Annotated in this window: 22 protein-coding genes and 5 tRNA genes; 16 read left to right on the top strand and 11 right to left on the bottom strand. The window is 53.3% G+C overall.

The features are described from left to right. Positions 1 to 23: 23 nt before the first annotated feature. The 4 genes from N7326_RS07365 to N7326_RS07350 all read right to left on the bottom strand — a co-directional run bounded on the left by N7326_RS07365 (position 24) and on the right by N7326_RS07350 (position 4,846). Positions 24 to 2,063 carry a galactan 5-O-arabinofuranosyltransferase gene (locus tag N7326_RS07365; protein ID WP_259289565.1) on the bottom strand — a complete coding sequence of 680 codons (2,040 nt, stop codon included), beginning with the start codon at positions 2,061 to 2,063 and terminating at the stop codon, positions 24 to 26. A gap of 150 nt (positions 2,064 to 2,213) precedes the next feature. After that, the gene (locus tag N7326_RS07360; protein WP_259158546.1) at positions 2,214 to 2,975 is read right to left on the bottom strand and encodes a decaprenylphospho-beta-D-erythro-pentofuranosid-2-ulose 2-reductase; all 762 of its coding nucleotides are present in this window, start codon (positions 2,973 to 2,975) and stop codon (positions 2,214 to 2,216) included. 45 nt (positions 2,976 to 3,020) lie between these two features. Beyond that, entirely contained in the window at positions 3,021 to 4,448 is a 1,428-nt protein-coding gene (locus N7326_RS07355; RefSeq protein WP_259079196.1) for an FAD-binding oxidoreductase, read from the bottom strand. A gap of 170 nt (positions 4,449 to 4,618) precedes the next feature. Further along, positions 4,619 to 4,846 (bottom strand): hypothetical protein, encoded by a 228-nt coding sequence (locus tag N7326_RS07350; protein ID WP_259289586.1) that lies wholly within the window; start codon positions 4,844 to 4,846, stop codon positions 4,619 to 4,621. Positions 4,847 to 4,981: 135 nt separating this feature from the next. Here N7326_RS07350 and N7326_RS07345 point away from each other — a divergent pair, with 135 nt between their 5' ends. Both N7326_RS07345 and N7326_RS07340 read left to right on the top strand, forming a co-directional pair. Further along, positions 4,982 to 5,875 carry a hypothetical protein gene (locus tag N7326_RS07345; protein WP_259289566.1) on the top strand — a complete coding sequence of 298 codons (894 nt, stop codon included), beginning with the start codon at positions 4,982 to 4,984 and terminating at the stop codon, positions 5,873 to 5,875. Positions 5,876 to 5,922: 47 nt separating this feature from the next. Continuing rightward, positions 5,923 to 6,348 (top strand): GtrA family protein, encoded by a 426-nt coding sequence (locus N7326_RS07340; protein ID WP_259079192.1) that lies wholly within the window; start codon positions 5,923 to 5,925, stop codon positions 6,346 to 6,348. Here N7326_RS07340 and glfT1 read toward each other — a convergent pair. Further along, positions 6,329 to 7,261 (bottom strand): galactofuranosyltransferase GlfT1, encoded by a 933-nt coding sequence (gene glfT1, locus N7326_RS07335; RefSeq protein WP_259289567.1) that lies wholly within the window; start codon positions 7,259 to 7,261, stop codon positions 6,329 to 6,331. The genes N7326_RS07340 and glfT1 overlap by 20 nt on opposite strands. A 148-nt stretch (positions 7,262 to 7,409) precedes the next feature. Here glfT1 and N7326_RS07330 point away from each other — a divergent pair, with 148 nt between their 5' ends. Next, positions 7,410 to 7,649: a hypothetical protein gene (locus N7326_RS07330; protein ID WP_259289568.1), complete on the top strand. Its 240-nt coding sequence runs from the start codon at positions 7,410 to 7,412 to the stop codon at positions 7,647 to 7,649. Here N7326_RS07330 and N7326_RS07325 read toward each other — a convergent pair. Genes N7326_RS07325 through wzm form a run of 3 tightly spaced genes read right to left on the bottom strand, consistent with a single transcriptional unit; the run spans position 7,646 to position 10,097 of the window. Continuing rightward, positions 7,646 to 8,383: a cyclase family protein gene (locus tag N7326_RS07325; RefSeq protein ID WP_259158542.1), complete on the bottom strand. Its 738-nt coding sequence runs from the start codon at positions 8,381 to 8,383 to the stop codon at positions 7,646 to 7,648. The genes N7326_RS07330 and N7326_RS07325 overlap by 4 nt on opposite strands. 1 nt (position 8,384) lies before the next feature. Continuing rightward, positions 8,385 to 9,167: a galactan export ABC transporter ATP-binding subunit Wzt/RfbE gene (gene wzt, locus N7326_RS07320; protein WP_259079185.1), complete on the bottom strand. Its 783-nt coding sequence runs from the start codon at positions 9,165 to 9,167 to the stop codon at positions 8,385 to 8,387. 57 nt (positions 9,168 to 9,224) lie between these two features. Continuing rightward, positions 9,225 to 10,097, bottom strand: a complete 873-nt coding sequence (gene wzm / locus N7326_RS07315) for a galactan export ABC transporter permease subunit Wzm/RfbD (RefSeq protein ID WP_396124767.1) — start codon at positions 10,095 to 10,097, stop codon at positions 9,225 to 9,227. A 229-nt stretch (positions 10,098 to 10,326) separates the two neighbouring features. Here wzm and N7326_RS07310 point away from each other — a divergent pair, with 229 nt between their 5' ends. Continuing rightward, the gene (locus N7326_RS07310) at positions 10,327 to 11,466 is read left to right on the top strand and encodes an aminotransferase class V-fold PLP-dependent enzyme (RefSeq protein WP_259289569.1); all 1,140 of its coding nucleotides are present in this window, start codon (positions 10,327 to 10,329) and stop codon (positions 11,464 to 11,466) included. Between the two features lie 141 nt (positions 11,467 to 11,607). Continuing rightward, on the top strand, positions 11,608 to 11,964 hold the full coding sequence (locus N7326_RS07305; RefSeq protein WP_259289570.1) for a hypothetical protein: 357 nt from the start codon (positions 11,608 to 11,610) through the stop codon (positions 11,962 to 11,964). A 127-nt stretch (positions 11,965 to 12,091) separates the two neighbouring features. Here N7326_RS07305 and N7326_RS07300 read toward each other — a convergent pair whose 3' ends face one another. Then, entirely contained in the window at positions 12,092 to 13,042 is a 951-nt protein-coding gene (locus N7326_RS07300) for an NAD(P)H-quinone oxidoreductase (protein WP_259289571.1), read from the bottom strand. A gap of 74 nt (positions 13,043 to 13,116) precedes the next feature. On the opposite strand from N7326_RS07300, the gene N7326_RS07295 reads away from it, so the two are divergent. Further along, positions 13,117 to 13,201, top strand: a tRNA-Ser gene (locus N7326_RS07295). Between the two features lie 852 nt (positions 13,202 to 14,053). Then, positions 14,054 to 14,551: a DUF2127 domain-containing protein gene (locus N7326_RS07290; protein WP_259289572.1), complete on the top strand. Its 498-nt coding sequence runs from the start codon at positions 14,054 to 14,056 to the stop codon at positions 14,549 to 14,551. Here N7326_RS07290 and hisC read toward each other — a convergent pair. Further along, on the bottom strand, positions 14,548 to 15,576 hold the full coding sequence (gene hisC, locus N7326_RS07285) for a histidinol-phosphate transaminase (protein ID WP_259079171.1): 1,029 nt from the start codon (positions 15,574 to 15,576) through the stop codon (positions 14,548 to 14,550). The two genes, N7326_RS07290 and hisC, sit on opposite strands and share 4 nt — an antisense overlap. Positions 15,577 to 15,716: 140 nt before the next feature. On the opposite strand from hisC, the gene N7326_RS07280 reads away from it, so the two are divergent. The 4 genes from N7326_RS07280 (at position 15,717) to N7326_RS07265 (ending at position 18,083) form a co-directional block, all read left to right on the top strand. Then, positions 15,717 to 15,808: transfer RNA gene (locus tag N7326_RS07280), tRNA-Ser, on the top strand. Between the two features lies 1 nt (position 15,809). Then, positions 15,810 to 15,885: transfer RNA gene (locus tag N7326_RS07275), tRNA-Arg, on the top strand. Positions 15,886 to 16,338: 453 nt separating this feature from the next. Next, entirely contained in the window at positions 16,339 to 17,916 is a 1,578-nt protein-coding gene (locus N7326_RS07270; protein WP_263088357.1) for an SLC13 family permease, read from the top strand. 91 nt (positions 17,917 to 18,007) lie between these two features. Beyond that, positions 18,008 to 18,083: transfer RNA gene (locus N7326_RS07265), tRNA-Arg, on the top strand. Between the two features lie 111 nt (positions 18,084 to 18,194). Here the strand turns inward: N7326_RS07265 and N7326_RS07260 are convergent. After that, entirely contained in the window at positions 18,195 to 19,214 is a 1,020-nt protein-coding gene (locus tag N7326_RS07260) for a prephenate dehydrogenase (RefSeq protein WP_259079156.1), read from the bottom strand. A 38-nt stretch (positions 19,215 to 19,252) separates the two neighbouring features. Between N7326_RS07260 and N7326_RS07255 the strand changes: the two genes are divergently transcribed. From N7326_RS07255 to N7326_RS07235, 5 genes are all read left to right on the top strand, one after another. Beyond that, positions 19,253 to 19,741 carry a tRNA adenosine deaminase-associated protein gene (locus N7326_RS07255; RefSeq protein WP_259079147.1) on the top strand — a complete coding sequence of 163 codons (489 nt, stop codon included), beginning with the start codon at positions 19,253 to 19,255 and terminating at the stop codon, positions 19,739 to 19,741. A 104-nt stretch (positions 19,742 to 19,845) separates the two neighbouring features. Beyond that, positions 19,846 to 20,277 carry a nucleoside deaminase gene (locus tag N7326_RS07250; RefSeq protein ID WP_259289587.1) on the top strand — a complete coding sequence of 144 codons (432 nt, stop codon included), beginning with the start codon at positions 19,846 to 19,848 and terminating at the stop codon, positions 20,275 to 20,277. Positions 20,278 to 20,456: 179 nt separating this feature from the next. Continuing rightward, complete coding sequence (locus N7326_RS07245; protein ID WP_259079146.1) at positions 20,457 to 20,666, top strand: CsbD family protein; 210 nt, start codon at positions 20,457 to 20,459, stop codon at positions 20,664 to 20,666. 97 nt (positions 20,667 to 20,763) lie between these two features. Continuing rightward, a tRNA-Ser gene (locus tag N7326_RS07240) sits at positions 20,764 to 20,854 on the top strand. 195 nt (positions 20,855 to 21,049) lie between these two features. Further along, positions 21,050 to 23,443: an MMPL family transporter gene (locus tag N7326_RS07235; protein WP_263088356.1), complete on the top strand. Its 2,394-nt coding sequence runs from the start codon at positions 21,050 to 21,052 to the stop codon at positions 23,441 to 23,443. Positions 23,444 to 23,457 lie beyond the last annotated feature (14 nt).

The following is a 23,457-nucleotide window of genomic DNA, read 5'->3' as shown; positions in this document are numbered from 1 at the left end:
TAAGGGGCGGGGGTGCGGATGAGTCACTGCCTAGTCACCACCACAAATGATCCTACTGGGGTGATCTCCCAAGGAGAATTATCGCCGAGAAAAACAGCAGGGTTAAAGCTACTACCCTTAAAACGCACATTGGGATTGTTGGGGTAGATATCCTCGGCTATATCGAAGATCCACCCGTCGGGTTTGTCTCCTGTGGCCAGCTGCTTCTGCAGAGCTTTGAGATCCCCGCGCAACACAATGGCATCAGGGATGCGCCACGGACTGTGTTCCATGAGAGTGATCAGGTCTTGGCCCGTCATCTGCTCTTTCCAGGAGGCTTCGGCCCAGGATTCGATGGCCGCATTGCGAGCCTCAAATTCACCTAGGGGATTGGCATAATGGCTGGTGAAGGCTTGGTAGCCGCGGAAGGGGTGGAAGGCTAAAAAATTGCGCTGATCAGTAAGGACGATGATCTCACGGGCGGGTTTTGCTATCTTCGCCATAATCGTGTCAGCGATCTCAGGGTAGTATTTCTCGGCATTGGGGGGATAAAGATCTGCCCGGTGGCCGCGGCCATCGGTATCGGTATAGGCCAAATCTATGGCGTGGGCTAAACGATTCGGAATATTTTGTACATAGGACACACCACCGATCGATAAGATAACCACCATAAAAGTGGTGAGTGCTCGGGAAAAGCCGGGGCTGAGGCCTCCAGGTTGGGCGGTGGTTGCGAGCCGGTGGACGCCCAATAGACGCAACTCAGCCAAACCTAGTACCCCGGCGGTAGCCATGATGAGTGCCACCACGGCATCCAGGCGGAAACCTAAAAGCGTGGTACCGGTGAGGGTTACAGCCATCGATAGCGTAATCCACCCGTAGAAAACCATGAGCGAGATCCCCATGGTGGCAATATCTGGGTGGGACCACCGTATTAGCAGATAAATTAGGCCGATCAGGCAGATGACTCCCAAAGCATCAGGGATCAGCATAGGAAGTGGGAACTGCGAACCAGCGAGCGGCAAATATTTTTGGGCGGCGGAACCGCTGGTGGGAGCTCCGGAGAAAACTTGATACAGATAGGGTGCCCACCAGATAGCGGCTAAGAGCATGGAACCAATACCCATGATGCCCAGCCGTAGTACAGGTGCGAAGGATTTAAGGACCAGGGCCGCAAAGCAAGCTGCCACAACTATGCAGCTCAAGGCCACCACCGCGGTATAGAGCGTATAAGAGGAGGCTGAGATCCCAAGGTACAAAATCATGCCCACAAGCGCTAGATTTCCGCCAACTAAGGCGCGGTGCACCATGATGGTTGCCGCCGGAACCCCGAGGGCAATGATAGCCGCATAGGGCTCTTCCGCACTCGTTACAATCGCAATACATACGCTTACCAACGCGATGGCGGTAGCTACGGGGAGGCTTCCAGTTAGACGCTGCCACACCGGGACGAGCACGCTTCCAGCCAGGGCAATCGATACCATTGCCCACGGTTGGAAGACTTCCCATCCAGGGAGATTAAGTAGATCGCCCAATCGGCCGCCAAACCAGAACCACATGCCGGGATAGTAAGAGGGCATATCGATATAGTTCATATCTGAGAGTTGCCATGAGTCCGTGAGCCTCGTCAGAAACTGGGTGCGGAAACCCTGATCAACTGTCACTCCTGATAGATATAGCGAGGTGGCAGAAAGGGGGATAGCTAGGGTGGTTACTACTAGTGCAGCTGGGGATAAATAGCAGATAAAGTAGCTGAAAATCTGTCGCCACCGAGGGGTGCGACGTGCGTGTGCTGCATCGCTCATAAGGAAGTAGACCACTAGTCCAGTTACCAACACAACCAGCATGGACCCGAGGGAGGAGAGAGCTCGGGTCACATTGGAGGGGCCAAACGCGGGCAGATTTGTGGTGTGAATAATAAGCCACGAAGCGAGGGTGAAAAGCCCACCGCCGAGACCCGCTAGGATTATTGCGAGCACAGTGACGGGGGTGGCCAAAACATCAGGGGCATAAGCCGACGGGTGCTGGAGGTGCTGTGTTTGGCAGCGCGAACCCGAAAGACTTGGTGATTGGTCCTGAACAGTCATTATTTTAGTTTCCCATACATAGAGCCAATTATGCGCATACGCCACTGTAACCACAGGGGTCTATGTGACAAAAAGCAGGTCTTGATCATCATGATCAAGACCTGCTCGGTGCCTAAAAGAGCCTGTAAAAAACCTCTAAAAACAGAAGAATTAGAAGGGGAGTTTACGGAAGATTGCCTGCGGAATCACCTTGAATACGAGCGAAACGTACTGGAAGAGAGGATGGACGAAGATCGCATCTTTCTTGGCCACCACAGCGTTGAAGGTTGCCTTTGCGACATCTTCGCGATTTACGGTCAGCGGTGCTTCACCAGCCTCTGCGCTCATCTTGGTACGAACCTGGCCAGGGCGAACGACGAGTACGCGCACACCAAATTCGCGCAGCGCAACGCCCAAATTGACGTAGAATCCGTCAAAGCCAGCCTTGGCAGCGCCGTAGACAAAATTAGAGCGTCGGACACGCTGCCCAGCTACGGAACTGAGAGCGATGAGGTTTCCGTGACCCTGTTTCTTCAGGTATTCACCCAGGAGTACGCCCACAGAGACGGCTGCGGTGAAGTTGGTCTGAGCGGAATCGACAGCCAACTTCTGGTCTTGCCAGAGGGCTTCTTGATCCCCGAGAGTACCAAAGGCCACAATGGCAACGTCGATATCGCCGCCAGCAAAAGCCTGGTCGATAACGGCTGGATGGGAGTCGAAGTCGGTGGCGTCAAAATTAATGACCTCCACCTCCTGGGCACCCCAGGCTTTGACGTCATTGACGGCGATGTCGAGGCGTGGGGATTTATCGCGGGCAGCCAGAATGACCTTGGCTGGACCCTTATCTAAGAATTCTTTGACAATGGCGAGTCCGATTTCGGAGGTGCCCCCGAGGAGCAAAATAGATTGGGCTTGGCCCACAGCATTAAGCATTGATTGATGCCTTCCTTTAAGAAAATGTGAGGAGAGGGAAATGAATTAGTGAAGCTCGAGGCGACGCGACATATCTGAGGCGAAAACACCGTGCGGGTCGATCGCATTGCGGGTTGTGAGCCAGTTTTCCATCTCTGGGTACATCTTGTGGAAATTCTCTGCCGAGGTCCGTGATTCCTTAGCCAAGTAGAGACGGCCACCGAATTCCATAACTCGGCGATCCAATTCATCAAGGAAGGTTCCGAGGCCGCGCTTGATGGGGAAGTCAACGCAGACATTCCAGCCCGGCATTGGGTAGCTGAGCGGGGCGCGGTTACCCGGTCCGAAGAGCTTAAATACATTCAGAGCCGAGTAGTGGCCAGAGCGCTGTATATCCCGGATGATCTCCTTGAAAGGCTCCACGGCATCCATGGGGACCACGAACTGGTACTGCAAGAAGCCACGCGAACCATAACCGCGGTTCCACTCTCCGATCAGGTCCAAGGGCTGATAGAACTGAGTGAGGTTTTGCACCTGATTGCGGTAAGTGCCGGACTTGAGCCACCACAATTCACCAATGGCCATCATGGATAGCTTGTTCATGGTGAATGAGGGGAAGATATCAGGAACGGTCACTAATTGGGGCGCATTGAATTTCAGCGGATCCTTAGCCAGCTTAGGATTCAATTCCTCGAGCTGAGCCAAGGTAGCCAGCGAGCCTCGCGAAATAGCGGAGCGGCCGAGTTTGGGTTCTGGGGAAATAGCATCGAACCATGCGGAGGAGTAGGTATAGTTCTTCTCCGAACCATCGGAGTGGAATTCGATGGTCTCGTCCAAGTTGGCAGTGAGATCGCCATCTGCGATGAAATAGGCGGTCTCGGTTCTGGTCATCTTGATGCGGGCGCGCACAATAATGCCGGTCAAACCCATGCCACCGACGGTGGCCCAGAAGAGGGAGCCATCGGGATCGTCCGCAGAGCCTTCTGGCTCAATATGGAGGATCCGGCCATCGGCAACAAGCAGTTCCATCGATAATACGTGATCGCCGAAAGAGCCGGCGGAGTGGTGGTTCTTGCCGTGAATATCGGGGCCGATGGCACCACCGATCGTGACCTGGCGGGTACCAGGTAGAACCGGAACCCAGAGCCCATATGGCAGAGCGGCTTTCATGAGTTGGTCTAGAGTGACACCACCATCTACATCAACAACTGCGGTTTCTGGATCGATGGAATGGATCTTATTGAGATCCTGCATATCGATGACCAAGCCGCCAGCGTTTTGAGTAGGGTCGCCGTAGGAACGCCCCATGCCACGGGCAATAACACCGCGCTTGAGATAGTCCGGCTTCGCGGCATTATCCTCGGCCACCAGGCGGACGGCTCGCACCATTTCCTCGAGATCGGGGGTGCGCAGCACCTGGGCGGTGGTGGGGGCGGTGCGTCCCCAACCGGTGAGTTCCTGAGCTTTGGTAGCAAGCAGAGAATGATCAGTCATGAAGGGTCTAGCCCACTTTCTTAGGTAAAAAGGACTGTTTTCTTGATACAGATAACGATTCCACCCTACCCATGTGCCGTGGCACTATCCCAATACCTTCGGTGTGAGATTGTACCGAGCACGGGATCGGGTGAGAGAAAGACGACGGGAGTATAACGCGATACTCCCGCTTAAAGATCGAGAAGGCGCCGAATCTCTTCAGGCAACTCCTCCTGGGAGGTGATTGTCGGTCCTTCGTAGGATTCCAAGATGGAATAGATCCGCCCGCGCGAATCTGAATCGAGGAGGGGAAGCTCTTCAGCAACCAGCCGCGTCATATGATCGCTCATGGGCAGATTCGTGCGCTCTGCCGCGACATGGGTCTGCGGTTGCTGCTTCTTTTTAAAAAGACCAAACATATCATCCATGGTACTTCCTCAAGTAGCACCAAGAGGGGAGCAAAACTGAGAATATACTGGCAATATTTCCAATATTTATCAGTGCCGCAGAGACCACACCACCCTGAATAAGAATCTGTGTCTAGGCTGGAGTCTATGCCCACCTCACCCCCTGCCACCCACGTGACCTCATTGACTGCGGTGCGGGCTGCAAAAATGAATAAGGCGGCAAGCGAATGGGGTACCCGAACGAGCATTGTGAGGATTCAAGCGGTATCAGCCACTGAGGAAATCGTACGCTTTATTGGGGTCAATCAGGCTCTCAGTATTGCCGAACTTAATGCGCTTTTACCTACCGTCTTCGGTATCGACGGCCATAAATCTGACTGCTGTACCACGGCTGCGAAACTCTACCCCGCCCTGGATCCTGCGCGTTTAGTGGGGGAGTATCTAGCCGAGCCAGGCGAGCATCTGCATCAAGAATGGGGACTGTGGTCCTTCGATACCGAAGTCCTCGATATTATCCCCCGCGATATAGCCACCCCCGATATTATCTGTATCGCAGGGGTTGGAAATTTCGGCCCAGGGGAGTGCGATCCGCAGGCGATTAATGCCACACTCACCGGCTCGAAGGTCATTCACGAGGTTTTAGCCCTAGCCCACGAAGAAGTGGTCGATATCATCCGCACCTCAGGTATTTATGATTTTGTGCCTCTACTAAAAGCCATAGATTTTTCGCGAACCCCAACAATAGATGCGACCATTAGCCAGGTACTCTCGCAATTACCGATCGAAAAAGAACCTCATAGTAGGCAGGCCTTCTGGATTTGCGTATTGGCCTTTAGTTGTATGAGCAGCAAAGAGCGCACCGATTATATAATTTCTTCCCTGATTGACGGACTTGATCTGGAAGGAGAAATCGATCCAGCGAGCGCTCGGCTGATGTGCCAACAATCCTTGGCGGCGCTTGCTTCCTTGGGAGCGGGGGGTCGAGAGACCATGAATCTTGCAGAGCGGATGGATATTTATCGCGAATTGCTTAGGCGCTAACGACCCCTGATTTTAGCCGACTGCGCGGTGCGGTATGCTCTATGCTCATGAGTGCCCAACCACCATCTTCCTCTTTAAAAACCCAGTTGAGTCGCTTTATTGCGGTGGGTATTGTGGCGGCCATTGTAGATTATGGCAGCACCTTAATCCTGAATTACCTCTTCGGCTTCCCGCGCTCAGGTGCTAAGGCCCTCGGGTGGTGTGCTGGCACTGTGACTGCGTATGTGATGAATTCTAAATGGACATTTAATGCCACGACGTCGAAGAAGTCAGGGCTTGCTGTTGCTGCTCTCTATCTGTCCACCTTCGCGGTACAGAATTTTGTTTACTATATCCTCAACGCTCCGCTGAGCTCCTTAGGCCTCGAGCAAGCAGCGGTAGATACCGTCTCCTTCGTCATAGCCCAAGGCCTGGCCACTATTACCAATTTCGTGGTGCAGCGTATGGTGATCTTTAAAGAACCTCGGGGCTAGGTCGGATAAATCGTTCCTTGCGCCCTAGACGGTGAAGTTTCAGCCACTTTTTAAAGCCCGTAAGATCGCGGCGTTGCACAAGGAAAAACCAGCCGAAGCGAGCATATTCCTGCGGCAAAAGCCGCCGCATCCCAGGCTGATTCATTAGATAGCCACGATTGCGGTAGGTGAAAAAGCGTTTATGTTCATTATCGGGATACTGCGTGTGCATCCGTCCGCCCAAAATGGGCTTAAATTCTGCCGCCCCGTCGGGGTGTAGATAGGCGGTTGTTAGGCAGGTACCAAAGCGTAGCCCAGAGCGCGCTAATCGACGGTGGTATTCTACCTCGTCGCCCCGAATGAACAGCCGCAAATCTGGAACCCCGATAATCTCCATGGCCTCGGCGGAAATAAGAGCGCCATTAAAGAGAGAGGCAATCCCGGCAAGCATATCTGCCTCCGGATGATCGGGATCGACCAATTCGTGCCGATGACGGCGCCAACTGAGCCCGCGCCTTAAAGGAAAAGCCAGCTGATCGGGATGATCTTTGGTGCATACCACGGGGGAGACCTCAGCGAGTTGATGCCGCTCGGCACAGTGAAGCAAGGTGGTGAGCACGTGTTCATCGGCGGGATGCCCGTCATCGTCGGCGCACCAAATAGCATCTGCGCCTAGCGATAAGGCGTATAAGAAGCCGTAGGCGAAGCCTCCGGCCCCTCCTAAGTTGCGTTGAGAGGGAAGGTAGATTCCGCGTTCGCCAGCGATATCCATAAGCAGATCGGCTACCTCATCTTCGGCACCATTGTCTACCACGATAATCCAGTTCACTGGGGTGGTTTGATTCGCCACAATCTCTAAGGATTGGCGTAATAAATCAGCACGGTGGTGGGTGACAATAACGGCGGCAATTTTATCCTGCAAGCTCAATACCATAAGGGATATTGTTGCATATCCATCCCTTATGTCTATTGATTGACGGTTCGTTTATAGCAATGACTGCACCCTTGAGTGGGGAGCATGGCTCGGTTGATAGACTAAGCAGACACAGCCCAAAAGAACGATCGGCAGAAAGCGAGACCACATGCGCGTACTCACAGGAGCAACCCTGATCAGCTGGATTTTAGTGGCCGTCGGGATGTATATCCGTTATAACTTTATGGAACCCGTCGGGGCCGGTGGAATGAGCCCTGCCATGACCGTGCTATTTTTTAGCATCCTAGGAATTAGTCTGGTATCCCTGGTTCTCACCGCCACTCTCATTGTCAGCCTATGGACTCTTTGGCGTCACCCCGAACGCTTTAAAGAAGAAAATAATTACTAAGAGATCAGCGCGATAGCTCGCGCTGGAAAACCGGTACCACCCAGAGGCTTAGGCCACGAGGCCCATAAAAGTCCACCGCGCGCCGGGAGCTTATCAAGGTTGGTGAGCAATTCTATCTGCCACCGATCATGCGCCAAGATCGCATACTGGGCCGGCATCTCACCGCGGTCGACGAGGAATCCTGGATCAGTGTCAAAGGTTTCATGTCCGATGGCTCTAATACCGCGATGTTGGACTAGGAAATTAATGGCATCGACAGTCCACCCTGGACTATGGCGATGACCGTGGTTATCGAGACCTAGTAGTGCGTGCTGATCCGGCCAGCGCTTCGACCAGTCAGAGCGGAAAGCCACAAAACTATTCTCGGGAATCGGCCCATAGGTGGCCTCCCAGGAGACGAGCGTCTTTTTATCGAGCTGAAAATCCGGGTTCGTTTGTACGTCACGGTGATAATCTAGGACCACCAGCGGGCTGATCATATCATCGGTATCAATACGATCAACCGTGCGTCCAGATTGCAGAAAGTGTGCTGGAGCATCAATATGGGTTCCCCATTGTCCGACGAGACGGTACTGGGTAACTGCGTAGCCATTATCTGCAATATTTGTGATCTCAGTGCGTTCTTCTACAGGATCGCCAGGGAAATGTGGCTGGGTGGGATAAAAGGTGTGGGTGAGATCCACCAAGTGGGCACAGCGCAGTTGGGCGTAGAGCTCCCACAGATCTTGGTTCACCTTAATCGCTTTGGCTCATGATGCGTCGCACATGATCGGCGGCTTCCTTGCCTTCATAGGCCTGGACAATCTCCGGGATGGGGCCTGCTTGGCGTAGTTGTCCGTGATCCACCCAGATGGCAGTATCACATAGCTGCGCTAGGAAATCATTGGAGTGAGAAGCGAAGACGAGGATTCCTGAGCGCTCTACTAGCTCTTGTAAGCGAGTGCGCGCTTTGGCCATAAAGGCGGCATCAACGGCACCGATGCCCTCGTCGAGAAGCAAAATTTCAGGCTCGATAGAGGTAACGACGCCTAAAGCCAGACGGATACGCATACCTGTGGAGTAGGTGCGTAGTGGCATAGCGAGATAATCGCCGAGTTCGGAAAACTCCGCAATATCGTCCATCTTCTTACGCATTTGTTTGCGTGTTTGGCCAAGGAAAAGCCCACGGATCACGATATTTTCATAGCCTGAGATTTCTGGATCCATGCCCACCCCGAGATCAAAAACCGGGGCTACTCGGCCACGTATATGCGCGGAACCGCGGGTAGGTTCGTAGATGCCCGAAAGGAGACGGAGCAAAGTAGATTTGCCGGCGCCGTTATGGCCCACCAGACCCACGCGGTCGCCTTCTCTTAGGTGAAGATTGATATCGCGCAGGGCCTCAACCACCACCGTATTATTTTTATTGCGCCCAATCGCGCCACCAGCGGCACCGAGGAAGGCCTTCTTCATGGAGCGAGATTTGGCGTCGAAAATAGGGAAATCAACGCACGCATTATAAGTATCGATGGAGACCATGATCGTTGTCCTTATTGTTGTTATCTGGGGCAGCGCGGAGGTTCTAGTTAAGGGAGCCTAGACCCAGTAATTCACCCTAAAACGCCAGTATTTCATGGCCAGCAGCGCCACGATAAGGCCTGTGGCGGTGCACGCGATGACAACCCACCAATGGTAGGCGGGTAGATCCGCACCAATTAAGGGGGCGCGCACCACTTCCATATAGTGATATAGCGGATTAAGCTGCGCTAATTTTGCGCGCTCTGAGATGGTGCCACCTTGATCCTTCAAGGTCTGAGTCATCCACACAATCGGGGTGATATAGAAGAGTAATTGCACTCCAGACTCCAAAAGGGGCGCTACATCGCGGTAGCGGGTTGCCACTATTCCGAAGAACATCGACACCCACACCCCATTAATAATGAGGAGCGCCATCGCAGGTAAGGCGAGCAGGAGGTCCCACCCCAAGGGGCGGGGAAATACCAGCATAAGGACGAGCCAGATCACCAGATTGTGGGCGAGAAAAAGCGTCTGCTTCCACACAAGTCGGTATACGTGGACGGAGAGAGCAGAAGGGAGCTGCTTGATAAGGCCCTCATTGGTGATAAAAACCTCGGCTCCATCCTTGATACAGCCCGAAATAAAAGTCCACATAATAAGGCCCACTGTCACGTGCGGGAGAAAAGTCGCTACCGGGATTTTAAAGAGCACAGAGTAGAGAAAACCGAGGGCAAGGGCCATCACACCGGTAGCAATCGTGATCCATAAGGGGCCTAAAACGGAGCGTCGATAACGCTGTTTAATATCCTGCCAGCCTAATTGCAGCCACAGCTCGTGCTGCTTAAAACCGCGCACCAGATCGTGCCACGCTGCACCGAATGTGCGCGAGTGCGACGGCTCTGGGTCGATACCGTCCGCTGCAGTTATTCGCTCAATCTTCGCAGCGATCAGGGGATCGGGGGTTGGTTGAGGGTGACTTGGGTTCGTGAAATTCTTGTCTTCGTGCTCCACGAAGTATAAGCCTAGCTGGGCTGGTGCATAAGTTGAAAGTGACAGGCATACTATAGAGAAGGGTTTTGGCTTCGGTATACCGGTAGACGGTGGGAGATACGGTACTGTGATGTTCGATAGCGCACGCATGAGGGGTTTATACCCATCTTTAGCGGATGGCTGGATCTATATGAATGCCGCCCAGCGCCCCCAAATTCCCGAATCAGTCGCTAGCGCTACTGCCCGTGGTTTCCGCATGTCCGCGGTGATGGACTACGAAGAAAGCGCCTCCGGTTCTCATGGTCGCGCCGGCACTAGCGTTCGCTTCGGCGCCGATGGTTTGGAAAACAGTGCGCGCATCGCGGTGGCTGACCTCACCGGCACGACAGCTGACGCCATCATCTTTGGACCTAGCCTGCCTGTTCTATACGAACGTCTATCGCGTGCGGTGGAACCGCTCTTTCGCCGAGGCGGGGAGGTAGTTACCTCGAGATTTAATACTCACGCTATCACCGGTAGACCCACTATTGTTGCCGAGTCCGATTTAGGCACGGGAGAGGTACCTCCATGGCAATTTGCCACCCTCATTACCGGCTCCACCCGCCTGGTCTCGCTCATGAGTGCTCATCCGCTAACTGGCTCTATGCATGACCTGGTGCGCATGAGCGAGATTATTCACGCTACCTCCCGCAGTTGGTTGCTTGTCGACGCTACACCTACCTTGGGTTTTAGCTCCGTCACTTTCGAAGCTCTCGGCGCAGATATCATTGCGCTCGATTTGAGTGTTCTCGGGGGTCCTGCCCTATCCTGTCTAGCTTTTCAGCGTGCGAGCATGGTGCCGCGCCTTGCGGGGGATGTATTCATTAATGATGTCTCTTCAGCTTTGATGGCGGGAGTTATTGCGGCTATCGAGCACCTAGCCGATATGGAGGAGCAGGATCGCGGCTCCAGGCGGCGCCGTCTAGAGAGAAGTGTGTATTCTGCGGGGGAATACCTCACCGAATTAGGTCACTACCTCGATGATTCCTTACAACATATAAGTAGCGTATACACCTTTGGGCTCAGTGGGGAGTTAGCTATGGGTTCGGTGGTGCCACGGCTTCCTCGTGCCACTTTTTGCATTCCAGGTTTAAGCGCGGAAACAATCCATCAGTACCTGGTTGATAATCGCGTTGTGAGCACTCTGACCACGCATGACCCGCTGCTTGTAGCGATGGGCCTCAATCAGGAAGAAGGTGCTATTACGTGCAGTTTGGCTCCCTATAACACCAGGCACGATATTGATAGATTGGTCCAGAGTCTAGCTGCCCTCGTCGAGGGCGCCTGTTAGAGGAACTACCCCTTAAAAGGGTTGATTTCTAGTATTGGATATTTTAATAAATAACTATCTCATTATGATACTGATAGCCCGTAGACAACGTCGAAAGTGTCTACGCGTCTTCAAATTTAACCTTCAAGCTTAGGAGCTCTCATGAAGCGATTCTCTGCTGCCCTCATGGCTGCCGTTACCGCCTTGTCATTGTCCACTGCGGTGGCTCAGGCCAAGGATCAAACCTCTTCGACCATTTCGGATTACGAGACTGGGCGGTGGTTGATTGACAATGCCTCCAACCCTGATAATGTGCATCCCGGCTTCGGGTCCGCCATTGATGCATACGAGGACACTCCAGCAAACGCATGGGCGCTTAAGAGCTCGCTTAAGAATGATGCTGCTAATAATTACCGGATCGGTACAACCTACACCATCCTCTGGGCTACCGGTCTGACGCTGAGTATTGCCTCCATTCTTGCGTACCTCGCCCGCGAAGCGGGATTACTGCCTAAATAGGAATTCGCAAAACTGACGAAGCCTTCGCTTAGCTCCTGGCAGCGTGTACTCTTTGAGAAAATCGCTACACGAAAAAAGCGAGGGCTTCTCGCGTGCCCCCATGCGGAAGGGAGCTCAAACGCGAGTTTTACGAAACTTCCAAAACAAGTTTGCCAGAAACTTCACCAGACTTAAGTAAGTCGTGTGCCCGTTGAGCCTCCTCGAGTGGGAATACTCGGTGAATATGATGAGTAATCACTTCTGACTCCAAAAGAGGCCAGATATGACGTGTGGTATCGGCGACAACCCGAGCCTTATCGGCGCGGTCGCGGGCCCGCAAAGCAGTAGCCGAGATACTGCCCCGCTTGGTTAAGAGCTTGCCAATATTGAGCTCACCTTTGACCCCACCCTGGAGCCCAATAATGACCATATGTCCATCAGGAGCAAGGGCGTCGAGATTAGCGTCAAGGTATTTTGCGCCCATGATATCAAGGATACGGTCGCAGGAATTCTTCAACTCGTGGGCGAAATCCTGCTCTTTATAATTGATGGTGATATCGGCTCCTAAAGAGCGACACAGTTGCAATTTCTCATCACTGCCAGCTGTCACCGCAATTCGAGCCCCAATATGTTTTGCCAGTTGGATAGCAAAGGTGCCGATTCCCCCTGCGCCACCATGAATCAGAATGGTCTGTCCTTTTTCTAAGCCTGTTAACATGCCGATATTCGACCACACGGTGGTTGCCACCTCTACTACTGCAGCCGCCTCAGCGAAACTATAACCCGCCGGAATTGGGAAGAGTTGACCTTCAGGTACTGCCACATATTCGGCGTAACCACCACCAGCAAGCAAACACGCAACCTTTTCGCCCTTCTTCCTATGAGTGGTCCCAGGATCGACGATTTCTCCTGCGCACTCCAATCCGAGGATCTCGGATTCCCCTGCAGGGGGTGGATAGTGGCCGGCAGCTTGCAAGATATCAGCGCGATTAACGCCTACCGCGCGCACCTTAACAAGTACTTCTCCATCAGCGATACGGGGAGTTGGTGTCTCGAGGAGTTCGAGTTTTTTGGATTCTGTAATTGCGATAGCTTTCATAACAGTCAAGGCTACCGTAGATTATGCGTGTCCTTCAGAAAAGATGTATGATCTGGGAAGCGAAAAATCGCACTGGAGATGTGGCAGAGCGGCCGAATGCACTGGTCTTGAAAACCAGCGTTGGGAAACCAACCGGGGGTTCAAATCCCTCCATCTCCGCAAGGAAAAAAACCCAGCTACCTCGTGTAGCTGGGTTTTCTGCTGTCTAGCAGGGGTTATCGTCTCCTGTGAGGTATCTGCTGTTGTTCTCGTTTGTCTCCTGTGAGGTATCTGCTGTTGTTCTCGTTTGTCTCGAGAATGGCCCTAAGGTGGCCCCAAAATGACCCTAGTGGCCCCAAAATGGCCCCAAAATTAAACTGTCAAGAATCCAGCAGGAGCCCACACTCCGATGGCGAAAATCGACGCCACCCCTATACAAAAAACTCATAGCCCGAAAACAGTGGGGTTGGTGGGAGTCTCCCTGCTACAGATTGTCTACTGCTTTCTGCTTTTCTTCTGATGTAGACCCCTCACCCAATCCACCCTCGCCTGCTGTGTCCTGAGAGGTTATGTGCCCGCAAAGATATGCTGTTTTTTTCGATGGAACCTGCCGTCTACGAATAATCACGGTCGAAAAGATTAACTAGCTAGTGGGAGACGTACGAGCGAGGCGACGAGTGATTGCTATGTCCTCCGTGGTGAAAGTGGTATCCCCTTGAGGTGACCAATAACTCCTCTCCCATTTAATATCTGGCAGTATTTCTCATAAAATCAGGCCAACTCTTAAAAGGAGGCGAGCAATTACGAGTGGGCTAACGCATAAGATCCCGAACCTTGATGTGGATTATAAATGCCTGGAAATCATCGCTCTGAAAGCCGCGAAATCAACGTAGTCATTTAGAATCTGAAGAAGCAGCCGCTGTCTGGTGTTTTTCCGTGGCAGGGTTACAATAGTCGCCAGTAGTTTACTTCGCGAAAGGGGTGTAATCCCAGCGGAGTGAAGAACTTCTGTGGCGCTGGAAAGGACAGTGTGTGAGTCTGAAAAACGCAGACCTAAGTACGCAAGATAAAGTCTTGATTCGCACCTTCAAAGCGACGCTGTGGTTCAAGCTAATCTTGGGATTCTTCGAGCTTATCCTTGCCGCCCTGATCAAGGTCATTCCTGTGGAACGCTGGCGCGATATGGCTGAATGGCTCACCCGCGATCAGCTCCTCGCCGACCCCTCCGCTCCATTCGCGCGCGCGGTTATCAATAGCGTCGACAGTATTGACATCAGCACTCAGAACTATATCGTCTTCTATCTAGTAGTTCATGCGGTGGTGAAAACCATCCTGATTGTGGCAGTTTTGCGCGGCAAATTATGGGCCTATCCTCTGATGATCGCCGTTTTAGTGGGCTTTGTAGTCTATCAAAGCTATGAGATGTATTTTGAGGTCACTATTGGGCTGCTCACCCTGACTATTATCGATATCATCCTCATTTGGTTGACTATCCATGAATGGCGAATTAAGACGCGTTTGAAGTTCTAGGCCAGTCCACAAGCCTCCCACGCTCCCATCAGCGCATCGCACTCTGTAGATGTGGTCACGGTTATGCGCAGGCCTTCTGGGAAAGCGCGTGTGATCACCCCTTGTTCGCGTAAGTTCGCAGCTATTATCGACGCCTGATCAGTGGGGTACCAGAGGAAATTTGCTTCAGAATTGCCGCACTCTAGAAAATCGGCGAGCCGTGCGCGTTGTGCCACGACTTCTTCGGTGCGTTCTAAAATTTCGTCATGAGCGTGCAGGCTGGCTATAGCTGCTGCTTGAGCGAGCGAATTTACCCCGAACGGGATCGCGACCTTATCCAGGGCCGTCATAATCGCGGGATTGCCGAAAGCGTAGCCGATACGCAAACCTGCAAGGCCATACGCTTTCGAGAAGGTTCTTAAGCCCACCAGATTGGGATAGCGCTGAAGGTAGCGGAGGGCAATGGGTGCACGCGGATCGCGGAGGTATTCAATATAGGCTTCGTCGAGCGCAACAATAACAGTAGACGGCACTTGATCCATAAATTCTTCAAATTCTGGTGCGCGCAGGGCTGTACCAGTGGGGTTATTGGGATTGCATAAGAAGATCAAACGCGTCTGCTCTGTAATAGCAGCCAGCATCGCTTCTAAATCGTGCTCAAAGTTTGAGGTGAGAGCCACTGGAACGGGACGGGCGCCGGCGACGCGCGCAAAAATGGGGTAGCCCTCAAAACTGCGCCACGGAAAGATGACCTCCTCGCCCGCCAGGCAGCTAATCTGCACAAGTTGTTGGCACAGCGCAGAGGATCCGCAACCTACAGTGACGCAGGCTTCATCTAATTCCAAGTGGTCAGCGAGCTCAGCTTTCAAGGCGCGGGCGGACATATCTGGATACCTATTCACCCCAGCTACCGCAGAATGCATGGCTTCCTGAACGCTTGGAAGTGGCGGGTGGCTGAGTTCGTTGCTGGAGAGCTTAAGGGCGTGAGGCAGGTTTTCACCTGGAATATAGGGAGGAATGTCGTTCAAGTCGCCGCGTATGTGCATGGGTTTATTCTAGACTGCAGGGTGCTGAATCATCGCGTTGAGCGTCGAGAATACAAGGTTTTACTTGGCAGTTTTGCGCCGCGGCTGGGGTTGTGCGTATTATTTAGCGAGATTCAATTATTTGGATCGCCTTGTGGTTTGGAGACGTGCCAGAGCGGCCGAATGGGGCTCACTGCTAATGAGTTGTCCTTTTAACGAAGGACCGGAGGTTCAAATCCTCTCGTCTCCGCCAGGCGCCCGTAGCTCAACGGATAGAGCATCTGACTACGGATCAGAAGGTTGGGGGTTCGAATCCCTCCGGGCGCACCAAATAAATCCCAGCCAGATTACCAACTGGCTGGGATTTCTCATGTGCCATCAGCGTTCTTTAGACGCGTTAATCGCGGTGCCCGCGTGAATCTTCGCGATTTCAGGTGATAATGCATGTGCACATCGTAAAGCTAACGATGCCGCCTGAAGAGGAACTTAAGAACACGTTTCCACCCCTATCTAGGGGCTTATGCATCAGTTTTTGCGGAGAAATATACGGATTTGGAAAATGGTATATCCTGCAAGTTTGACCCTTTTAGGGTGTCTGTGGCCGGGAAAATAACGTTTTTCTTAGGTGCAACCAAAGTCATTAAGGGTAATCTAATGAGCTACTACTGGTTTCGTAACCGCTGACTGATATCATGCGACGTTCGGCCGAGGATTGGAGGCTGCGAGACTCACTTAGTCGGTCTTGGCAATCCAAAGACCGCTGACGAAGGAGGTTGATATTCCATGAGTATTCCTATTATTCACGAGTCATCAGCGCACGCCCTCGCTGAAGATTCACAAGCTCTTGACCCCAAAGAGTGGCGCCGCGAAGCGATCGGCCTCATCGGTGGTCTCGTCGCCGCGATCATTATTTATCTAATCTTCCCGCAATCCTCAGTGGAGCTAGTGCGCGAGCTCAAACCCGATCAGGAATTTGATTATAATACGCTCCGTATCACCGCCGCGGTGGCGGTGCTCATGGGAGCGTGGTGGATGACAGAGGCGATCCCCTTGGCCGCAACAGCGCTCGTTCCACTTGTCGCTTTCCCGATGGCTCAGGTTATCGGGTTTGGAGATATTTCCGCCCCCTATGCCTCTCCCACAATCTTCCTCTTTATGGGTGGCTTCATCCTTGCTCTCGGGATGCAGCGGTGGAATTTACACCGTCGACTTGCCTTAAATGTTGTGCTCCTAGTGGGTACCAAACCCAAGCAGCTCATCGCTGGCTTTATGTTAGCCACCGGATTCTTGTCTATGTGGGTTTCTAATACCGCTACTGCTGTGGTCATGCTACCCATTGGCATATCGGTATTACAGCTCACTGCAGATACCGTCGGGGGAATGGCTCATCAAAAGAAATTTGCCACCGGTTTAATGCTCGCCATTGCTTATGCTGCTTCCATCGGTTCCTTGGGCACCATCATTGGTACCCCACCAAACGCGCTGCTCGTGGCCTATATGGCGGATAACCACAACGTTAAAATCGGATTCGGGCAGTGGATGCTGGTTGGCATTCCATTAGCGTCGGTATTTATGGTGATCGCCTGGGCGGTTTTAATCACGGTATTTAAACCTGAAGTCGATCATATTCCGGGGGGACGGGAGATGATCCGCCGGGAACTTGCTCTCATGGGACCCATCCGCTTCGGTGAAGGTGCCACCGCAGTGATCTTTATTGGAGCGGCCCTCGCGTGGGTTTTTCTCCCCTTGGCAATTTCTTGGACCGGATCCGATATTAAGGTAGCCGATGCTGCTATCGGGCTCAGTGCCGCGATGCTGATGTTTATTATCCCTGCTAATCCCAAGACCGGCGTTCGTTTGATGGATTGGAAAACAGCTAATGAGCTCCCCTGGGATGTGCTTCTTCTTTTCGGTGGTGGCCTAGCGTTGTCGAAAATGTTCGCCACGTCGGGGCTTTCTTTGTGGATTGGTGAATTAGCTAAAGGCTTCGGAGTGCTTCCCGTTATTCTGCTGATCTTCGCCATTGCTGCAGTGGTCTTATTGCTCACAGAATTCACGTCAAATACTGCCACCGCGGCTACCTTCCTGCCAATCATGGCCGGGGTAGCCATAGGTATTGGGCTTACGGCTTCGGGAGATCAGAATATTCTGCTGCTCACGATTCCAGTTGCGCTCTCCGCAACCTGCGCATTCATGCTGCCAGTGGCTACCCCACCTAATGCTATCGCCTATGGTTCTGGATACGTCAAAATTGGCGATATGATCAAGGGTGGTATCTGGTTGAATGTAATCGGAGTTGTACTCGTTACCCTTGTAACTTATTTCCTTGCAGTTCCTGCCTTTGGCCTCATTGTGCTGTAGGGATCTCATGAAATGGCCGTCTATTAGGCCATTTGCGAAAGTCTTTAGCTGCGGTGTAGTGTTTTACTTCGTTGCACCGCAGCGCAATTTTGCGCCCGTAGCTCAACGGATAGAGCATCTGACTACGGATCAGAAGGTTGGGGGTTCGAATCCCTCCGGGCGCACCATAAAAAGAAAACCCACTTCACACCAAGTCTGAAGTGGGTTTTCTTTTTGTTCTCGGGCCTCGCGGTAGAAGCTAGCTGGAGATGCCTTTATATGCTCCTGTCTGCCTGTTATTAGAGCACTTCGATGCGGGCACCAAGATTTTCGGCCTGAATAAGCTGATTGGCCCAATCGGTGCCGTCGTGGTGCAACCGGAAAACGGGGCGATTGGAGATCTTGGCGGGGCTGACAGACTGAGAGGCATTAAGACCTGAGCGCGCTTCAAAGCGCACGCGAGAGCGGTAACCACTATCGACTAAATCTTGAATTTCAGCCTGTGGTGGGCTCAGATGGGCACGAGCATCACGGAGAATGCTTAAACATTCATCGAGTGCCTCACCGAGGGCAAGATGGTTGGTCTCGCACATCGAACGAACCAAGGATGGTGATGTGCCGGCAACCCGGGTAGCATCGCGAAAGGAACCAGCCGCGAGAGAGAGGGCGAGTGCCCCACCATTATCTCCCACGATCGCGAGGGCCTCAGCGAGAATATGAGGTAGATGGCTCACCCGTGCAACGGCCAGGTCATGGGCATGGACCCGAGCGGGTACCACCTCCGCCCCCACGAGAGTGGCCATATGCACCACATCAATCCAGAGACGTTTCCAGGTACGGCTAACCTCTGTTGAATCGACGAGGTGATCAAAGGTAACTACCCACACGGCGCGGCGAAAGAGCTCTGGGAAGGAAGCGTCCCACCCTGATTCGGCCGTGCCTGCCATGGGGTGCCCTCCCACGTAGCGGTCTTGCATATTCCGGCTTTTCACGAGGGCATATACTTCGCCTTTGACGCTGACGACATCGGTGAATCCGCAGTGCGGAGCATATTCATTCAAAGCGTCGAGTAGCGAGGCGACAGCGGGCATTGGAGTAGCGAGGACGATAAGAGCATTACTCTCCGCCGCGCGACTTAGAGCCTCGGTGAGATCCGTGGTCACATCAAAGCCTTCCGCGCGGGCCTTGCGGGTTGCAGACGGTGAACGGTTGTGGCCGAAGACGTCGACGCCGTGCTCGTGGAGGGCGCGCATGAGTGAGCCTCCGATCAGACCGAGGCCAAGAATGCAGACGGGACGGGAAATTTGGTTAATACTCACATGCTAAGTGTGGCACACAAGGACTAAGGTTGTTCGGTATGGAGCGTAATTTTGCCGTAACTGTCACCCGATCCGAATCGAACTGGCAGGTTCGACGGTTTTCTGAGGACTCTACCAATATCGAAACCGCCATTAAGGCTGTGCGCGGCTTGCGCGCGGAGTCTGCGGCCTTTGCCCTCTTATGTGTCGATGATGAGTACTTTGTCATCGTCCGTCCAACTCCGAGCCGCGTCCGACTCTTTCTTTCCGACGCCTCCATGGCAGCTGTCGATGACTTCGCCGCTTCGCTCCTCGAAGAGATGGATATTGATATACCCGATATTCCCGAGGAGGACTTTGCCGACACCGAAGGCTGGCCTGACGGCGATTTCGATATTCTAGCCGATCTTGGCATCAGCGAGCAGGTACTTTCTATCCTGTGCGATGAATCCGAGTGGTGGGCCTCTGAACAGCTGCAGAGCTTGTGTGAAGAATTAGGCTGCGAGGAGGAATTCAGTCGCGCCGTCGGTATGGATATCAGCGAATAGAGCGCCTGATGGATCCGCGCCCTCAGACCTCTCGCCCTGCAACGAGCAGTGTTGATCCACCAGTATTACCGCGCCCCGAGCACCAGCAGGGTGCAGAGACCTATATGCGCCGTGCTCTTGCTGAGGCCACGAGGTGCCCAGGTGTAGAGATCCCCGTGGGGGCGGTGGTGATTAATGCGGCCGGGGATGTTATTGGTATGGGGCATAATCGTCGGGAAACTGATCGGGACCCCTTCGGTCATGCCGAAATGATGGCATTAGCTCAAGCAGCGCAGCACCACGATGACGGGTGGCGCTTAACGGGATGTACCCTAGTAGTCACGCTTGAGCCTTGTGCCATGTGCGCGGGCGCGGCGGTTTCTGCTCGGATCGATCATATAATTTTTGGGGCCTTTGAGCCCAAGACCGGAGCGTGTGGCTCGTGGATTGATATCCCTCGGGCACCGCTAGCTGTCCACAGCCCGCAGGTTTCGGGTGGGGTGCTTGGCGATGAGTGCGCATCTCTCCTGCGCCAGTTTTTTCGTTCATTACGTTGATTCTGCAGGCTAGCGGTAGCTCATCCTGTGGATCTTCTTATAAAAGACGTAGCTCTTTTAGGAATTTAGGATTATAATGGGGCGTGCAGCTGTACCCAGCTGCTCTAGGATAAAAATCAGTATCGGCTCCCCTCGTCAATGACCGGTGTGGTAGCGGTACTGGAACTAAAGGAGCAATAATGTCTGATTTCGACAATACCGTTGACGACCTTAAAGGCAAGGCTAAGGAAGCCGCTGGTGACCTTACTGATAACGAGAGCCTCAAGGATGAGGGCAAGGCCGACCAGGTCGTTGCTGATGTTAAGGATGCCGTGCACAATGCCGGCGACAAGGTTAAAGAAGTAGCCGATAAGGTAATTGGTTCCTTCAAGAAGGACGACGAGAAGTAAATTCTCGCAAAGCTTATTTCGCCCTCCCACAGATTATGTGGGAGGGCGTTTTTATATAATTTGCCCCCGCGTTCCCCATCCCCTAAACTTTGCAAACGGTGGCGTGTCCGAGTGGCCGAAGGTGCTCGCCTCGAAAGCGAGTGTTGGGTAACCCCCAACCGCGGGTTCAAATCCCGCCGCCACCGCCAATAATGAGAGGGTCAGCTGTTTAATCGACAGCTGATCCTTTTCGTTTTAGAACCCCTAACCCGCAGGTCTGGTACCCATACTTACTCTAAACGCAGACCAGAAGCAGAAGAGAAGCAAAAGAGAAGCTCTGCCATCCAGGGTGAAGTAGTAGCATATGGGAGAAGGAATATACGCAGGGGAGAAAGGGAGCATTCGTGGCACGATTGCTGTACAGAATAGGCGTCTGGTCGTTTCGAGCGCGCTGGTTCGTTATTGTTGCGTGGTTGCTGATCCTAGGAGCACTCGGTGGATCAGCCTTTGCCTTCGAGAAGGGTTATAATGACGTCTTCGCCATCGAAGGAACCCAGGCTGAAAAAGCAACCGACCTGCTCGCGCGCAATTTCCCAGATCAAAAATCTCCCCTCGATTCCACCGGCGTCACCATTGCGTTCAAGGCTCCACCGGGGGAAAAGTTAACTGCTCCTCAAAATTCCGCTGCCGTTGATGAGGTCGTGGAATATATCGAGAAGAACCTTGAAGGCCTCACGGATACGCAGCGCTTTGGTAATCCCGTCACCTTAAGCCCTCAACTGCAGAAATACGTGATCGAGGCGGCCACGGAACAGGGCTTTCCCGAGGAGAATGCGCGCCTAGACGCCCAGAATCTTGCACTGCTCAGTGCCGATGACACCATTGGTTATACGACATTTTCCTTTGATGTTCCCCTGCCCGCCGATGTCAGCGACGATCAGCGGGAAACGGTGGCGGTGGCTATGGATTTGGGTCGCGCCGCGGGCCTAGAAGTCGAGGCGGGTGGCCCGGGCTACGGCGACCCGATCGTGATCGAGGAAACCTCGGAGATCATCGGACTAGCCGTAGCGGCCATCATTCTCATCTTCACCTTCGGTTCCCTTGTCGCAGCCGGTATGCCCCTGTTGATCGCGGTGATGTCGGTCGCGTTGGGCTCACTCGCGGTCACCCTCGCAACGGCGTGGGTGCCCCTGAATAACATCACTCCCGTTCTTGCCGTCATGTTAGGTCTCGCTGTGGGTGTCGACTACGCCCTGTTTATCCTCTTTCGCTATCGAGAGGAACTCAAGCGCTATCCTCCCGAAGAAGCAGTCGGGATGGCGGTGGGCACCGCTGGGTCCGCGGTAGTCTTTGCAGGCCTGACTGTGATTGTTGCCCTTGTTGCACTGGCAGTGGCGAATATTCTCTTCCTCACCTATATGGGTCTAGCCGCAGCTTTAACTGTTCTTATTGCAGTGACGGTATCACTAACCATGCTGCCTGCAGTGCTCGGTGTGCTTGGCGATCGAGCCTTTAAGGGCCGGATTCCGTGGATTGAGAACCGCCGCAAACCAGCGGTCACCATGGGGCAACGCTGGGTTACTCTCGTGCATCGCTTCCCCGGAGTGGTCATCGCCGTGGTGATCTTCTTACTCGGCGCGCTCACTGCTCCAGGGCTCAATTTGCATCTCTCCCTGCCCTCTGATGGCCAATCGCCGTATGAGACGACGCAACGCAAACAAGCCGAATTACTCTACGAAGGTTTTGGTCCGGGTGCTGATGCTCAATTCCTCGTGGTCGCTGATGCCCATCAGGTCGATCCCGAAGCCGCTGTTCTCGCGCCCGTGGTGGCAGCCCAAGAAGCTGACCACAATCCCAGCACGGGTCCTTTTGACCGCAGCGCTGCGGCAGCCTTTGCCTCCTACCTCCATGTCATCCAAAAATTCTCGGTTAATCAAGATGTCAAGCATATCCAGATCGTCGAAGTATCCGATGATGGTAAAGCGGCTCAGATGCTACTCACCTCAGCGCGATCGAATATTGACCCCGCAACTAACGAGCTCATCAATGCGCTACGTGACCAAGAATCTGAGATAACAAAGAGCACAGGTATCACTACAGGAATCACCGGACTTGTGCCCGTGCAGCAGGATGTGGTTAACCGCCTAGCTGATGCGATGCCGTTATATCTCTTGATCGTAGTGGGTCTTGCCATCGTACTTTTACTCATAATCTTCCGCTCGGTGGTGGTGCCACTGATCGCTGGTCTTGGATTCTTGCTATCAGTAGGTGCCGCCTTCGGTGTCACTGTTCTCTTCTGGCAAGAGGGCCTATGGGGTCTGGTTGGGACGCCTGCACCCATTATCGCTTTTATGCCCATCTTCCTCATTGGCGTCTGTTTTGGGCTGGCGATGGATTATCAAGTATTCATTGTCTCGGCGATGCGGGAACATTATTCCCACAGTGCAGAGGGCGAAGATTCGCCCTATAACCGCAATGATGCCTCGGTCATTTTTGGCTTCACCCACAGTGCACGCGTGGTCACGGCCGCAGCGCTGATTATGATCGCCGTCTTTGCCGCTTTTATCGGACAACCGCTGCCCTTTATCAAGATCTTCGGTTTCGGACTCGGTGCCGGCGTACTTTTCGACGCTTTCTTAATTCGCATGGCATTTGTTCCCGCCGCTATGTTCATCTGCGGACGCGCAACCTGGTGGATGCCGGCATGGTTGGATAAGATCCTTCCGCATCTTGATGTTGAAGGCACGTCTCTAGAATCAGGACAGGACACCAAGAAGGCGGCGCGCGTCGATCTTTAAGGGGGCCATGCAGT

The sequence above is a fragment of the Corynebacterium sp. ES2794-CONJ1 genome (assembly GCF_025660615.1).
GTDB lineage: Bacteria > Actinomycetota > Actinomycetes > Mycobacteriales > Mycobacteriaceae > Corynebacterium.
The sequence above is the reverse complement of the archived record's forward strand: the minus strand, read 5'-3'. Positions and strand labels throughout refer to the sequence as shown.